This window comes from Lacticaseibacillus salsurivasis (genome assembly GCF_036246225.1).
GTDB lineage: Bacteria > Bacillota > Bacilli > Lactobacillales > Lactobacillaceae > Lacticaseibacillus > Lacticaseibacillus salsurivasis.
Window position 1 is genome coordinate 1 of sequence record NZ_BTTP01000010.1, and the last position, 13,639, is coordinate 13,639.

General features: G+C 54.5%; 17 protein-coding genes. 6 read left to right on the plus strand and 11 right to left on the minus strand.

Features of this window, described 5'->3' with window-relative positions; translation table 11 throughout:
* Positions 1-437: 437 nt before the first annotated feature.
* Together AAA927_RS08090 and AAA927_RS08095 are read right to left on the minus strand one after the other, a co-directional pair.
* Positions 438-818 carry a CvfD/Ygs/GSP13 family RNA-binding post-transcriptional regulator gene (locus AAA927_RS08090; protein WP_125579688.1) on the minus strand — a complete coding sequence of 127 codons (381 nt, stop codon included), beginning with the start codon at positions 816-818 and terminating at the stop codon, positions 438-440.
* A 72-nt stretch (positions 819-890) separates the two neighbouring features.
* Entirely contained in the window at positions 891-1,466 is a 576-nt protein-coding gene (locus AAA927_RS08095) for a peptidylprolyl isomerase (protein WP_338217338.1), read from the minus strand.
* Between the two features lie 151 nt (positions 1,467-1,617).
* Between AAA927_RS08095 and AAA927_RS08100 the strand changes: the two genes are divergently transcribed.
* From AAA927_RS08100 to AAA927_RS08110, 3 genes are all read left to right on the plus strand, one after another.
* Positions 1,618-2,601, plus strand: a complete 984-nt coding sequence (locus AAA927_RS08100) for an NAD(P)/FAD-dependent oxidoreductase (protein WP_338217340.1) — start codon at positions 1,618-1,620, stop codon at positions 2,599-2,601.
* Positions 2,602-2,637: 36 nt separating this feature from the next.
* On the plus strand, positions 2,638-3,141 hold the full coding sequence (locus AAA927_RS08105; RefSeq protein ID WP_125579951.1) for a phosphatidylglycerophosphatase A family protein: 504 nt from the start codon (positions 2,638-2,640) through the stop codon (positions 3,139-3,141).
* Between the two features lie 108 nt (positions 3,142-3,249).
* Positions 3,250-3,894 (plus strand): VTT domain-containing protein, encoded by a 645-nt coding sequence (locus AAA927_RS08110; RefSeq protein WP_338217342.1) that lies wholly within the window; start codon positions 3,250-3,252, stop codon positions 3,892-3,894.
* A gap of 51 nt (positions 3,895-3,945) precedes the next feature.
* Here AAA927_RS08110 and AAA927_RS08115 read toward each other — a convergent pair whose 3' ends face one another.
* The 9 genes from AAA927_RS08115 to AAA927_RS08155 all read right to left on the minus strand — a co-directional run bounded on the left by AAA927_RS08115 (position 3,946) and on the right by AAA927_RS08155 (position 9,879).
* Positions 3,946-4,572 carry a TIGR01906 family membrane protein gene (locus AAA927_RS08115; protein ID WP_338217344.1) on the minus strand — a complete coding sequence of 209 codons (627 nt, stop codon included), beginning with the start codon at positions 4,570-4,572 and terminating at the stop codon, positions 3,946-3,948.
* A gap of 1 nt (position 4,573) precedes the next feature.
* The gene (locus AAA927_RS08120) at positions 4,574-5,350 is read right to left on the minus strand and encodes a TIGR01457 family HAD-type hydrolase (protein WP_125579698.1); all 777 of its coding nucleotides are present in this window, start codon (positions 5,348-5,350) and stop codon (positions 4,574-4,576) included.
* 17 nt (positions 5,351-5,367) lie between these two features.
* A complete protein-coding gene (locus tag AAA927_RS08125) occupies positions 5,368-5,841 on the minus strand; it encodes a YutD family protein (protein WP_338217474.1) in 474 nt (157 codons plus the stop codon).
* 109 nt (positions 5,842-5,950) lie between these two features.
* Entirely contained in the window at positions 5,951-6,763 is an 813-nt protein-coding gene (locus AAA927_RS08130; protein WP_338217347.1) for a hypothetical protein, read from the minus strand.
* 100 nt (positions 6,764-6,863) lie between these two features.
* A complete protein-coding gene (locus AAA927_RS08135; protein WP_338217349.1) occupies positions 6,864-7,109 on the minus strand; it encodes a hypothetical protein in 246 nt (81 codons plus the stop codon).
* Positions 7,110-7,171: 62 nt separating this feature from the next.
* The gene (locus AAA927_RS08140) at positions 7,172-7,789 is read right to left on the minus strand and encodes a metallophosphoesterase (RefSeq protein WP_338217351.1); all 618 of its coding nucleotides are present in this window, start codon (positions 7,787-7,789) and stop codon (positions 7,172-7,174) included.
* Positions 7,786-8,517, minus strand: a complete 732-nt coding sequence (locus tag AAA927_RS08145; RefSeq protein WP_338217353.1) for a YibE/F family protein — start codon at positions 8,515-8,517, stop codon at positions 7,786-7,788. The genes AAA927_RS08140 and AAA927_RS08145 overlap by 4 nt, the downstream gene beginning before the upstream one ends.
* Positions 8,514-9,599 carry a YibE/F family protein gene (locus tag AAA927_RS08150; RefSeq protein WP_338217355.1) on the minus strand — a complete coding sequence of 362 codons (1,086 nt, stop codon included), beginning with the start codon at positions 9,597-9,599 and terminating at the stop codon, positions 8,514-8,516. Before AAA927_RS08150 ends, AAA927_RS08145 begins: the two co-directional genes overlap by 4 nt.
* Positions 9,565-9,879, minus strand: a complete 315-nt coding sequence (locus AAA927_RS08155) for a hypothetical protein (protein WP_125579710.1) — start codon at positions 9,877-9,879, stop codon at positions 9,565-9,567. The genes AAA927_RS08150 and AAA927_RS08155 overlap by 35 nt, the downstream gene beginning before the upstream one ends.
* A 129-nt stretch (positions 9,880-10,008) precedes the next feature.
* Here AAA927_RS08155 and AAA927_RS08160 point away from each other — a divergent pair, with 129 nt between their 5' ends.
* The 3 genes from AAA927_RS08160 to AAA927_RS08170 all read left to right on the plus strand — a co-directional run bounded on the left by AAA927_RS08160 (position 10,009) and on the right by AAA927_RS08170 (position 13,596).
* Complete coding sequence (locus AAA927_RS08160) at positions 10,009-11,307, plus strand: glycerophosphodiester phosphodiesterase (protein ID WP_338217357.1); 1,299 nt, start codon at positions 10,009-10,011, stop codon at positions 11,305-11,307.
* 90 nt (positions 11,308-11,397) lie between these two features.
* Positions 11,398-12,798 carry a dipeptidase PepV gene (gene pepV / locus AAA927_RS08165; RefSeq protein WP_435891517.1) on the plus strand — a complete coding sequence of 467 codons (1,401 nt, stop codon included), beginning with the start codon at positions 11,398-11,400 and terminating at the stop codon, positions 12,796-12,798.
* Between the two features lie 48 nt (positions 12,799-12,846).
* Entirely contained in the window at positions 12,847-13,596 is a 750-nt protein-coding gene (locus AAA927_RS08170; protein ID WP_338217360.1) for a biotin--[acetyl-CoA-carboxylase] ligase, read from the plus strand.
* Positions 13,597-13,639: the final 43 nt, after the last annotated feature.

Sequence of the window (13,639 nt, forward strand, 5' to 3'; positions counted from 1 at the left end):
ATATAATGAGTTATTTGAATAGCTCGATTTGTTGTTTGCGAATTGACTTCGCTCATGTTTAATTCTCTTCGATTTGCATCGAAAAGCCCTATCACATTTACGAAACTTTGTTCAGTTTTCAAAGGACCACTGTGTCCAAAAGACAACTTTAACAGTATATCTTATGGCTTTTTGCTTGTCAAATTAAAATGTCATGGAATGAATAATTATTCGTCTTCCAAACATTTGCCGGCGAAGCGATTTGCGCTTGCCGTTTTGACAACAACAAGTATCTTACCAGCCAACAGCCCCTAGCGTCAACACTTAATTCAACATTCACTAAAAAAACAGAATAAGCGAAAATTTGGCCACTAAGAGCGCAAAGAATGATTATTCATCTCGTCTATTTCCGAACAAAAATGAATAATCAAAATTCAATGTACGAAAAAAGCACACGACTAGTCGTCTGTGTGCTTTTCCATCAGGCCAAGGTACTCGCTGACCCAGCCATCGAGGCGTTCAGCAATCGGGGTAAAGCCTAAATGCAGCTTACGGTTCGTCCAATAGTGCTTGCGATGCCGGTAAGTGGTCATCGCCGGTGCCGGCTGCAGCGCCCGCACGGACAAACTAATTTTGCCCGAAAACTCATCAATATCCAAAATGACCACCTGCACCTGCTGGCCGACCTTGAACAAATCCGTCAGTGCTTTCACGAAGCCGTGTTGACACTCGGAAATGTGAATCAGGCCTTGGTGGCGATCATCGAGCAGAACAAAAACGCCGTAGGGCTGAATGCCAGTGACCTTGCCGGTGACGATATCACCGATTCGATAGTTCATTGCGCCACTTCATTTCTATGATGTGAGTCTGCTTACCTATTCAGTATAACGAATGCTCAGCCGTGACTCAAACTAGGCAATTGTAATGTGCTCGATGGTAATGGGGGTGTCGGGTTTGTCAGCGCTGGTTTGAACGCGGCTGATGGCTTCAACCACATCCATGCCGGCCATCACTTGACCAAACACGGTGTGCCGGCCGTCAAGCCATGGGGTGCCGCCTTGTTGATACGCATCGATCACGGCCTGCGGATAACCGGCGCCAGGCAATTGCTGCGCCATCTGCGGGTTGAGGTGTTCGTTGGACACGATGAAAAATTGGCTGCCATTCGTGTTAGGCCCAGCATTGGCCATGGACAGTGCGCCTTTAAGATTAAACACTGAAGCACTGAATTCATCTTCAAAGGCTTGGCCCCAAATGCTTTCACCGCCAGCACCAGTGCCGGTAGGATCGCCGCCTTGAATCATAAAGTCGGGAATTACCCGGTGAAAGGTGATTCCATCGTAGTAACCCTGCTTGGCCAGGGTCGTGAAGTTTTCCACGGCTTTCGGGGCTTGCTCCGGGAACAACGCAAAGGTGATGTCACCCATGGACGTGGTCATAACGGCTTTGGGGCCGCTGAAAGTATCAAGTTCGAGTTGTGGGTACATAGTTTCCTCCTATTAAGCAATCTTATTCTGGAGCATTATACCATAATCGCGCTTCGGCTAAGTGTGAAACTGGAGCGACCTGGTCGTGGTTGCCAAGCCTAAAATATGGTACGGTTAAGCAGATAGTTCATAGAGGAAACGAGGAATCCAAATGGCAACACACACTTATGAAATCACTGTGATTGGCGGCGGGCCCGTCGGCATGTTCGCCGCCTTTTACGCCGGGCTGCATGCCGCTGACGTCGCCTTGGTCGAAAGTCTCAGCGACTTAGGCGGCCAGACCGGGAATTTGTATCCGGCCAAGGTGCTGTATGACATTGGGGGCTTCCCTGGCATTAGCGGCCAGCAGCTGGTCGAACAGCTGCAAAAGCAAGTCACCCACTTCAAGCCCACCATCAAAACTGCCACTACTGTCACTGCCATCAATCGACTCGATGATGGCACCTATCAGCTGGACACCACGCAAGGGCCAATTTTGACCAAAACGGTGATTATCGCGACCGGCGGCGGGGCCTTCACGCCGCGCCGCCTGGCCGTGGATTACGATCCGGCCTTGGATGACAAAAACGTCTTTTACTTTGTGCGGGACCTTGCGACCTTCGATGGCGACACCGTGGCCATTGCCGGCGGTGGCGATTCCGCCATCGACTGGGCCTTAGCCATTGCGCCGCGCGCCAAGCAGGTGAATCTGATTCACCGCCGTGATCAGTTCCGCGCCTTAGAATCCAGCGTGGCTGAATTAAAAGCCAGCCCTGTCCAGTTGCACACCCCATTTTTGATTGAATCCGTGCAGGCGGCGGGTGACCAAATCGACGTCACCTTGAAGCAGGTGCGCGGCGACGCCAAGCGCCAGCTACGCGTCGACAAACTGTTGGTCAATTACGGTTTCATGAGTGAAAACAAGCAGCTGCGCAGCTGGGGCGTGGAGCTCGACCGCAACGCCATTAAAGTGGCCTCCACCATGGCTACCAGTCGCCAAGGTATTTATGCCATCGGCGATGTCGCCAGCTATCCTGGCAAGCTGAAATTAATCGCCAGCGGCTTTGGTGAAGCCCCGATTGCGGTCAACGAAGCCTTAAGCTTCTTGTATCCAGAACGCCGCCAAGCCCTGCACAGCTCACAGCTTTATCATTAACCAAAGGAAGCGATTCAAATGGCAGATCAACAAAGTATCACCAACGAAGAAAAACTCTATGAACACACCATTGCCTTACTCCATGAACGCGGGGTGGAACCGAAAGATATTGGTGAGCTCGTCATGTTCCTGCAGGAAAAATTCATCCCTGATCTGACCTTACCGGATGCCATCGAAAATGTGATGATCGTCCTGCGCAAGCGGGAAGTCCAAAACGCGGTGATGACCGGCGTGCAGCTCGACAAGTTGGCCGAAGCGGGCAAACTCGACCAGCCGCTGCAGCACATCATCGAAGAAGATGAAGGCCTGTATGGGGTCGACGAAATTTTGGCCTTCTCGGTGGTGAATGTGTACGGCTCGATTGGCTTTACCAATTATGGCTACATTGACCGGGTCAAACCTGGCATTTTGGCGGTCTTGAATGCCCATGAACCAGGCATTATCCACACCTTTTTGGATGATATTGTCGGCGCGATTGCTGCCGCGGCCGCTAGCCGCTTGGCCCATTCGCATCCTGAATTGGAAGACGATAATTATTAAACTTATCCAAAGGCCACGCCTGCCTTGCGCCAGACCCGGTATAATGAAGCGCAGCAAGATACTGTGCGCCAGCGCCACCTGGAGCCAACCTAAATTCGGAGGAGTAGCATGACCCAACTGATCGACTTTATACTACACATCGACACCCATTTGGTGAGCATTGTTTCCAGCTTTGGGAACTGGACTTACCTCATTTTGTTTTTGATGGTGTTTATCGAAACCGGCCTGGTGGTGTTTCCCTTCCTGCCTGGTGACTCGTTGCTCTTTGCGGCTTGCGCACTGGCCGCGAACGAAGCCTATGGATTGAATATTTGGGTGCTGTTCGGCGTGTTCTTCGCCGCGGCCGTGATTGGTGACACGGTCAACTATGAAATCGGCCGGCATTTGGGCTTGGCGGCTTCTAATAGTTCCCTGTTCGGCCGTCTGATCAACCGTGATAAATTGAAATCAGCCGAAAACTTCTTTAATCGCCATGGCGGTAAAACCATTGCCATCGCCCGCTTCATGCCGTTGGTGCGGACCTTCGCCCCGTTTGTGGCTGGCGGCTCCAACATGCACTATCCCAAATTCATCCATTACAACTTGATTGGCGGCTTTCTGTGGGTGACCCTGTGCTGCGTCGCCGGGTTCTTCTTCGGCAATCAGCCTTTTGTGAAGGAGCACTTCTCGGTGGTGGTGCTGGGCATCATTGCGATTTCTCTGATTCCGGTGCTGATCACAGCGCTCCGTGGCCGCAACAAAACCGCCGCTTAAACCAGCCCCATAGGCAAAAAACGTGCTCGTCACAACTGACGAACACGTTTTTTATTTACCATGAAGCTTGGCATCCCGCCGGCCACTCACCAGTCCCCAGACCATCACGGCTTCGAACAGCAGCAAGGCTAAGCCGAAACAGGCAGCGAAAAAGTTTTCGGGTAGGACGTTGATAATGGGATCCACACTAGGATCGAACAACCAATCATTATTGCGAAACATCAGCTTGTGAAAGCCGATGAACACCGCATCAAAGTTCACCGCCATCAAAGCGCCCAGCACTAACGGCACCAGCGCCCCAATTTGAAACGGCCGAATGAGCAGATAGCGTTGGCGCGTCTGCCGCAACTGGCGCAACCAGTGCCAGGCTGGCCACACCGTCATCCAAAACACCACAATCGCCAGGACAAACAGCTTTTTGACATCGGCAAAATGCTGCGCACCGCTCGCCGACCAGCGAAAATTCGGGAGGCTAAACTTGACGCCGGGCACCTGCAGGTAGGTCAGCAGGTGCACATAATTGTGATAAAGCCGGCCGCTACTCAGCCCCGCCACCGCTGGCAGATCCTCGAGGTGCATGAACACCGGATACAGCGCGTAAGTCAGCAAAATCGTGCCCCACACCACCGCACTGATGATGAAAAGCCACAGGCAGACCTGCTGCCCCAGCCGCTTCATCTTAAACCTCCCAGTCCGCCAGACTGGCGACTTCATGCGTGGGTTTAACCGCTTGCTTAGCGACATCGGCTCGGGTGGAGATCCCGGTATACACCAGCAAGGTATCGATGCCCGCATTAATACCGGCCTTGATGTCGGTATTGTAATTATCGCCCACCATCACGACCTGCTCTTTGGTGAGGCCCATTTTATGCAAGGCCTGCGTCATGATGATGGACTCGGGCTTGCCAATGTAAAAGGCTTTGCGCTGGGTGCTGCGCTCCACCAACGCAATCACCGAACCGGCGCCAGGCACATGGCCGCGTTCGTTGGGCAGGTTGGTGTCAGCGTTGGTGCCGATGAACATGCCGCCGCGCTGAATGGCTAACGTGGCCAGCTCGAATTTATGATATGTGACATCATAATCCAGCCCCACCACCACGTAGTCAGGGTCATATTCGTTAAAGCGCAGCCCCACATCCAGCAAGGCCTGCTTCAAACCGAGCTCACCAATCACGTAAACGGACTTGCCACGCGCATCCCCGCCGTTTTGCTGCTGAATCCAGCTCGCCGTCGCCAAAGAAGGCGTGTAGACCTGCGCCGGGTCGGCGTGAATGTCATGGTTTTCGGCCAAATTGCGGCACACATCAGCCGGCGACTTGGTGGTATTGTTTGTCAAAAACAAAAACGGGATATGCTTGGCCTGCAGGCGCTCCACGAAAGCCTTCGCTTCTGGAATCCGCTCCTTGCCACGATACATCGTCCCGTCTAAATCAATCATATAACCTTGATATGTCAAAAATCTTCTCCTGTTTCTCAATCAGATTCGCGCGTTTTAATGGTGAAGTGGCGTTTGCGCGGTTTGTCCTTGGCCACGGTTTCGGCGCGGCCAACGACGGGCTGGGCTTTCACGGCTTTTTCCTCATAAGGGACAGCCTTGCGATGATGACTCTTGCCGCCGCGGCGCCGCTTAGGTTTACCCGCCGGCGCATCCAACCGCTGCAAGACGAAAAAGGCGCAGCCAAAATTGCAATACTCATAAAGATAGTCTTCCAACGTGCCGATCAACTGATCCTTGCTGGCGCGGCGATTGTCATCGCGATAAAACCCCCGCAGACGTAATTGCTCATAGCCCCAATCGCCGACGATGTAGTCATATTTTTCCAGCACATCCATGTAGCGCTCGGCAAACTTGGCCTTATCAAAGCCCGCCTTATGGTCCTTCACCAGCTGATAGCGCCGGCCATCAATCGTGATCAAATCAGGGGCAACCTGACTGATTTGCGCCATGGGTATAATCGGCTGGCGCACCGGCCGCTCTTTCAAGGTCCGTTCAGACATTCTGCCACCTCCTTCGACCTACAATAGCTTCTAGTATAGCACAGGCGTTTGCGTCCACCTAGCGCAGCAAAGTCGCCAGGCGCAAGGTCATCAGTGGATCAATGCCACTCAGCTGGTAGTAGGCACTGTTTTCGCGCCAGGCCACGGTGTTGACCCGGTCACTGCTTTTGGCCACACGCAGCACCACCGCCCCATGCGTGGCCGGAATCGGCAGGCTGGCTTGGGCTAAAAAGCTCACGGCTTGCTTAGCTAACGCAACGGGATCTTCCTGATTCTGATTGACCCCGCTGGCCACCAAGGACCAGCGGCCTTCGTGCCAAGTCACATACGTCGACCCGGCTGCGCCTTCTTTGGTGCCGGTCAAGCCATCACCCAGCGCGATGGTCGGCAAGCCAGCCTGCAGGGTCTGGTAGTTGATCGCGGCATCTGCCGCTTGGGCCGCTGCAGTCGATTCTGGCGTGGTTTTGGTCAACACGTAAGGGGCATTAGCCCGCGGCAACGTGCTCGCCTGAAAAGCGGCGGCGGCGCCAAAACTGAAATACAACTTGTAGCTGGCCGCCGTGCCTTCCGCGGCGACGTTCAAGGCTTGCCCACTGGCAGCAGGATCTTGCTGCGGAAATTTAACGCCGGGAATTTGCTTATGCAAGGCGCTTTGCAGCGTTGCCAGATGCGTCTGCGTTGGCGCGGCGGTTGAACTTGAAGCCTGACTGCTACTCGAACTAGCCTTGGCCTTGGCTTTGGCCTTGGATTTTTTGCTACTGACCTTGCTCGACTTAGCATTGCTGGTCGACTGACTGGTGCTTTGCTTCTGCCCACAACCACCGAGCGCCAGCACGGCCAGCACGGCCAAGCCTAACCATTGCTTTTTCATTTTGACCACTCCTTTTGCCTAGATTATACGAAAAACAAGTTGAAAAAGAAAACGCTTACCCTAGACTGCAAAAAAGAAGCGGCTCCCCTGCCGCTACCGATCATGCTTCCCCTTGCTCCAGTTGCACCAGCTGCGCATGGAGCGCTGGCTGGGCCGCCTCTGGTAAGAAAACGGCCAACTGGGGCCAAAAACTGTAAGTGACATACGCCGCCGTAAAATCCCCTTGCTGCAACTTGCGAAAACCCAGTGTAACTAACGCGTTGATTTGCCCCGCTGCTTTAGGGTCCGCCGCGGCTAAAAGTGCTTGCCGCAGTGCTTGGAGCTCTGTTTTGATTTGTTTTTCCAATCCCCCACCCCGCTTTGCTTAACAGTTTACCGGGGTTTAGATTAAAAATCAATGTGAGCCTTCTAATTTTGCCCCTGTTTTTGCAAATAAGCTTTCTTGGCGGCCGCCAATTCATGCACTTCGGCCGCAGCCAAGGGACTGCCCCAAGGCAAGGCCTGAATGCTCGGCACCAGGCGCCGTTCCGGGGCATCCACCCCGACGTTGATGTTTTCGGCAATCGGCACCATGCTGTTGTGGATATGGCCATGTAAATTCAGGGTCTGCTGGGTGATGCCCAACAGCAGCGGGTAATGGGTCATGATGAACTGGGTGTGATTATCCTTGATGATGGTGCCAACGTCATGAAACAGGAACTTGGGCTGGCCATGCCAACCGGGATCCTGGCGGTGCAGAAACTTGAAGCGGGCCTGGTAGTCATGATTGCCTTTGATGAAGACAATTTGGCCATGCAGTTGTGTCAGCACCGCTAGGACCGCCTGCTCAGTAGGCATCGCCTCTGGGTTCATGGCAATGTCGCCCAAGTGATAGACCCGGTCATTCTCATCGTCGACGCGCGCATTCCAGGCGCTGATCAGCGCATTGTTCATCGCCGCCACCGAATCAAACAGCCGCGGCGCAAAATCATTGGGGCCAAGCAGGTCCGCATGGAAAAAATGAGTATCTGAAATAAAGTAATTCACGAACGGCCTCCCTGCCGCCGCTGCACGATCCACATGGTAAAAGGCACCGTCAGCGTCACGGCAATCATCGAAAACAAGACTTCAATCAGTTCCCGGGCAAAAATCTGATTGTTCAGCACCTGCCAGAACGGGTAGCGCAGCTGCGTAAACCACAGAAAGAGCCCAGCAAAACCGCCGAAAAAGCCAAAGAACAAGGTGTTCAGCGCAGTACCAATGATTTCAGCAGCCATTTGCGTGAGCCCCGCTTCAGAGGCGGCCGCGCCTAACGTTTTCATCCCCGCGGCCACCGCCACTGCCGCTTCGGCAATGGCACCGAGGGTCGAAAACAGCGCAGTGGCGATTAAGATGTGCGGAAAGCTAACCCCAATCAACAAGTTGTAACCCTCCAGCGCCTCAGAATCCTCGGTGCCAAAGCCGGCCACATGCGCATACCGCACGCCGATGCCAATCACCAGCAGCATGCCCAGCATCACCAGTAGCGACGCCACAAAGGCGGTTTGAGCCACATCGCTATCTCGAGTCGATAAGAAAATCGTGGTGGCAAGCACCACCAACCCCAATATCGCTGCCACGCCGAGGGCATTGAACCCGCCAGCCATCAAAATCACCGCCAGCATCATCAGCAAAAAATTAATGATCACCGCGAGGAAATTACTGAACCCTTGCTTGCCACCAACAGCCACCATCAACACCAGTAGCGCCAAAAGCAATGCTTCAAACGTATTCATGCTTGCACCTTCTTTGGCCAGGCTGCCAGGAGGCTAGTTAATGGCACCGCCAGCACAATCCCAAACGCGGAAATCAGCGCCTGCGCAAAGCCCAGGCCCATCACCCAGATAAAGGTTTGCGAAATGGCATTGTCATTGCGCAACCACAAAATGCTTTCGGTGAAGGTATCGGCCATAAAAATCATGAACAGCACCGCAATCAGTGGGCCCATGACATTGCGGCCAATCGCCATCCCAGCCTGAAACCGCTGCTTGAAGCCGGCTGGCAGCTGCATCACCGCCACGGCGATATCGTTGCTTTCATCCAGCACCGCCCCCAGCGAGCCAATCATGATCTGCACAAAAAACAACAGCTGCGGCACTTGGGTCACATATGCCACCGCCTCGATGTGCAAATCCCGATAGCCCGTCGCCGCAAACAAGCCGTAACCCAGCGCCAACGCTAAGGCCGTGGCCCCTAAAGTGGCAACGGCGATCACGGCGGCTTGGCGCTTGATCCCGGCAATAAACACCGTGGTCACCACCGTAAACAACACTGCCATCAGGCTAAACAAGGCATAAGCCAGCTTTTGATTGCTGGTGGTTTCCACATGCAAGGTCACCAGCAGCAACACCACATTGGCCAAAATACTACCAAATATCAGCCAGACTCGTTTTTTCATCACCAGGGCCATGAGACAAATCGTGGCGGCCAGTAGGCCCAACACTGCGCCATCTCGTTTTTCATCTTTAAGCTGATAGTGGCCTGCTTGCCGTTCGACAAAGACTTGGTCGCCGCGGCGCAGCGGGGTGTCCAGCGCCCCTGAGCCGGAATACGTATTACTCAACGTGATGACTTGCCCGCGCCGCGCGGTGTTCAGGAACTTGGCCTGCACTTGCTGGTGATGGGTGACGTCATGATTATCAAAGTTATCCACTTGCTTTTGAGCCTTGCCAGTGTGGACCGCCGTGACTTGCACAATGGGCTGGTGGTAGAACGGGGCATCCAGCCGCGTGAGCCCCAGCACCAGAAAAAAACTCAGCACTGGCAGCAGCCAACGCCAGGGTTTAGCCAATATGGTTTTGGCGTAAGATTTCATCATACGCTTGTTTCACCGGTCCTTCTGGCTTCGCCCATTCTTCCCACTGGTCCAGGTCAAACGGCGGGAATTCGTAGTGCTCATTGACGTATTGTTCATACACCTTCACCGCGTTAGAGTGCGGGATATTGAGCTGCAAAATGCGGACGCGCTTGATCAGACCTTTGATCGCCGCTTTTTCCGCGCGCCCATTCATCATGATATTGCCAAGCTCAATGTAGCGGCGGCCATCATTTAACGTGATTTCTTGGAGTAAATCAAAAGTCTCATATTTTTGCGCCATAATAATCTCCTTTACTGATTCAGCGGGATCCTGATGCACCGGCAGTCGGTGTGGTTTTTCATCCCGGTTTTTTTGTGCTAAGGTTTTGGTAGCGGTCGCACCGCGACCAACGAGTGAAAGGAGCGCCTCATGCCGAAACGGTTATGGATTGGCGCCTTGATTGGATTGTATTTGCTGACTGCCGGCTTTACCGTCGTGGGTCATCGCGGTGATCCAATCGATGCGCCGGAAGAAACATTTCAAAGCGACGATGCCGCTTTTGCCCGCGGCAGTGATTATGTGGAATTGGATGTCCATGAAAGCCAAGATGGCGTGTTGGTCATTCAACATGATGATAACATTCAACGCATGACCGGCCACAACGCTATCATCGCCCAGACGCCTTATGCCGTTTTGCATGGTTATCATACCAAAAATGGCGAACCGGTTCACAGTCTGCAGGAACTCTTTGCGCATTACCAAAACGGCCAGCAAAAGTTTCTCATTGAAACCAAAATCGTCAAAGGCGAGCCCCATCCGGACTTGGAAAAGAAAATTGCCGCCCTTGTGACCCAGTATGGCATGCAAAACCGGGTCATGTTTCATTCTTTTTCCTTAAGTAGTCTCAAACGGCTGCAAAAACTGCTACCCAACTGTCCGCGCCTGTTCATTGTCGGCTCGCTAAAACGCATCAACTACAGCGTCTTTCAGTGGGTCAACGGTATCGACGTCTCCACCGATCTGCTGACCAAGCCGCTGGTCAGCTCGCTGCATGCCATCGGGCAAAAAGTGTTCGCCTGGGATGAAATGACGGAAACGCCAGCCAAGTGGCAATGGCTGGTGAACTTAAATATCGATGGCGTGGTCACCAACTACCCGGCCATTGCCCATCAATATGCCACCTTGAAAGCGGAAGCCACCACGGTGAACCGCAGCGGCCTCGCCAGCAACTCTTCCCTGGCCAGTTTGCCCATCTATCAAAATCCATACACCCCAGCCCCCACGCAGCGCACGATTGCCCCAGCGGCGACCTTCGACGTGATTAAGGAGGTCAAAAGTGGCGGCCAAACCTTCTATCAACTCTCGCAAAACCAATTTGTGGCGGCTCTGACCGTTAACTTTGCCCCGACGGCTGGCTGGGCTAATCAACTCCTTGGCCAAACCGCCTGGATTCACCACGACGGTTTAGGCGCGGCGCTGCATCCCCTGCCCCAAACGAGCAGCGGCCAATGTGCCTTGTTGGCCAACAACACGCCAGTCACGATTGATGCTGTGCATCTCACTGGTGGCACGCCTTGGCTGCATGTGGCGCAAGGCTGGCTCAAAGCCAGTGCCTTGCAGCTCCGGCTGACGTCAACCCTTGATGCGGCAGCCATGCCGCACCTACAAGTGGCCTTGCGCCTGACCCCGAATTCAAGCCTACTGAGTCCAACTCGTCTCGGAGCGTAAAAAGTAGGCATTTCTAATCGTTTTCACTAGTTGTCTTTTATGGCAATATGATATGGTTTAATTAATCAACTAAAGAAAGCAGGGATGACCATGACCAATTGGCAAGCTGAAGCAGAAAAGATCCGTCCTCAACTCCTTGAAGATTTGACCACCCTTTTGAAAATCGACTCACAGCGGGACGTGGCGCATAAAACTGACGCCGCCCCGCTTGGCCCTGGCCCGGCCAAGGCGCTGAACACCATGCTCGCCATGGCGGAACGCGATGGTTTTAACACCTTGAACGTCGACAATGTGGCCGGCCGCATCGAATTGGGCCAAGGCGACGAGATCTTCGGGTTATTTGGCCACATGGATGTCGTCCCGGCCGGCCCAGGCTGGGACACCGATCCCTTTGATCCCGTGATTAAAGATGGCAAGCTTTACGCCCGCGGGTCCTCTGATGATAAAGGGCCAAGCATTGCTGCTTACTATGCGTTGAAGCTGGTGCGCGACTTGAAGTGCCCAATCAACAAGAAGATTCACTTCATCATCGGCACCGACGAAGAGTCTGATTGGGTCGGCATCCATCGTTACCTAGAAACCGAACCTGCGCCTGACTTTGGCTTCTCACCGGATGCGGAATTTCCAATCATCAATGGGGAAAAAGGCATTGCCACTTTTGCCATTGATTTCAAGCCGCAGCCAACCACCGGCGACCTGCAGCTGACCTCATTTAGCGCTGGTCTGCGGGTGAACATGGTGCCGCAAAGCGCTACCGCCACTTTGGCAGGGGAGATTCCAACGAGCCTGGACACGCTCCTAGCGGCGGCTAACCAGCAAAAAGGCATTCACGTTGAAACCAGCCCGGCGGCTAATGGCATCACACTGACCATGACCGGGAAAGGCGCACATGCCCAGGAACCAAGCGACGGCATCAACGCCGCCACTTTCCTGGCGACCTTGCTGAACCAATTGCCGCTGGATCCAGCCGGCAAGCAATATGTCAGTGCGATTGCCGCCCACATGCATGAAGACTCCCGCGGCCACCTGCTGGGCATTAACCACAAAGACGCCGTCATGGGTGAATTAACCGCCAGCCCTGATCTGTTAACCTACGAACCCGCCGGCAAGCAGCAGGTGCTGCTGAACGTGCGGTACCCGCAAGGCACCGATCCAGACACCATCATTGCCGGCATTACCGCCGCTTTAGGGGCGGACACCGTGACAGTCACAGTGAACGGCCACGCCCAGGCGCCGCATTATGTGGCCGGCGACGATCCGCTGGTGAAAACCCTGCTGCAAGTGTATCAAGATCACACCGGCCAACCCGGCTTTGAACAGGTGATTGGCGGCGGCACTTATGGTCGCATCATCGACCGCGGCGTGGCGTTCGGGGCCTTGATGCCAGATGCGGAAAACGTGATGCATCAAGCTAACGAATACATGGCGGTGGATAGCATTATTCAGGCGGTGGCCATCTACGCCGATGCCATCAGTCGTTTAGCCCAATAACGAAACTGAAACCGCGGCTGGTCCGCGGTTTTTCTGTGAGGAGAAAGTATGCCTGTGATTGATCTCATCAAACACCAGCTGCCGCCTGTCTTGGCGACCATGCCCATCGAACACTTCAAAACCGTGGACTCGACGATGCTCACGGCAGAGCGCCAAATTAAAAGTGGTCGCCGTGCCCCGTTTTTGCTGCTGGCCGATGAGCAAACGGCGGGCATTGGCCGGCGCGGCCATCATTTTGATTCGCCGCCGGTCGCCGGTTTGTATTTCACCTACGCGCTGCCGGCACCGGCCGCCACCGCGCTGTTGACCCCAGCGGCGGGCGTCGCCTTGCAGCAAGCGGTCAGCCAGGTCGTGCAGGTCACGGCCACGATTAAGTGGGTCAATGATCTGCTGGTGAATGACCGCAAAGTTGCTGGCATCATGGCCACCTTTGTGCCTGAGCCGCAGCCCACGGTGCTGATCGGCGTCGGTGTTAACCTCACCCCGAGCACCCAGCGGCACGAAACCAAACTCGGGCTGCCCATCGGCGCGCTGCTGAGCGCCGCGCCGACGCCTGATTTGCGGCCGGCCCTGCTGGCCCAGTGGCTGATTCATTTCACCCAGCTGCTGCAGACGCCCGCCCAAATCATGCCGGCTTACCGGCAGCATGCCGCCTGGCTAGGCCGGACGGTGACGCTTGCTGGTGCCGGCGCCGACCAGCGTGGCACCGTTCAAGGCTTCACGGCGGATGGTGCGCTGCAGCTCCTGACGCCGCAGGGACTGCTCACCACCACCACCGGGAGCATCCGGCTGGTTTAAGCGCGAACGAAAGGCGAGTGGCCGCTACGGCCACTCGCCTTTG

What these genes read in the sequence shown, in the direction of transcription:
- AAA927_RS08090 (WP_125579688.1), bottom strand. Translation starts at nt 818, where the DNA reads ATGAACTATCGAATCGGTGATATCGTCACCGGCAAGGTCACTGGCATT.
- AAA927_RS08095 (WP_338217338.1), bottom strand. Translation starts at nt 1,466, where the DNA reads ATGTACCCACAACTCGAACTTGATACTTTCAGCGGCCCCAAAGCCGTT.
- AAA927_RS08100 (WP_338217340.1), top strand. Translation starts at nt 1,618, where the DNA reads ATGGCAACACACACTTATGAAATCACTGTGATTGGCGGCGGGCCCGTC.
- AAA927_RS08110 (WP_338217342.1), top strand. Translation starts at nt 3,250, where the DNA reads ATGACCCAACTGATCGACTTTATACTACACATCGACACCCATTTGGTG.
- AAA927_RS08115 (WP_338217344.1), bottom strand. Translation starts at nt 4,572, where the DNA reads ATGAAGCGGCTGGGGCAGCAGGTCTGCCTGTGGCTTTTCATCATCAGT.
- AAA927_RS08125 (WP_338217474.1), bottom strand. Translation starts at nt 5,841, where the DNA reads ATGGCGCAAATCAGTCAGGTTGCCCCTGATTTGATCACGATTGATGGC.
- AAA927_RS08130 (WP_338217347.1), bottom strand. Translation starts at nt 6,763, where the DNA reads ATGAAAAAGCAATGGTTAGGCTTGGCCGTGCTGGCCGTGCTGGCGCTC.
- AAA927_RS08145 (WP_338217353.1), bottom strand. Translation starts at nt 8,517, where the DNA reads ATGAATACGTTTGAAGCATTGCTTTTGGCGCTACTGGTGTTGATGGTG.
- AAA927_RS08150 (WP_338217355.1), bottom strand. Translation starts at nt 9,599, where the DNA reads ATGATGAAATCTTACGCCAAAACCATATTGGCTAAACCCTGGCGTTGG.
- AAA927_RS08155 (WP_125579710.1), bottom strand. Translation starts at nt 9,879, where the DNA reads ATGGCGCAAAAATATGAGACTTTTGATTTACTCCAAGAAATCACGTTA.
- AAA927_RS08160 (WP_338217357.1), top strand. Translation starts at nt 10,009, where the DNA reads ATGCCGAAACGGTTATGGATTGGCGCCTTGATTGGATTGTATTTGCTG.
- pepV (WP_435891517.1), top strand. Translation starts at nt 11,398, where the DNA reads ATGACCAATTGGCAAGCTGAAGCAGAAAAGATCCGTCCTCAACTCCTT.
- AAA927_RS08170 (WP_338217360.1), top strand. Translation starts at nt 12,847, where the DNA reads ATGCCTGTGATTGATCTCATCAAACACCAGCTGCCGCCTGTCTTGGCG.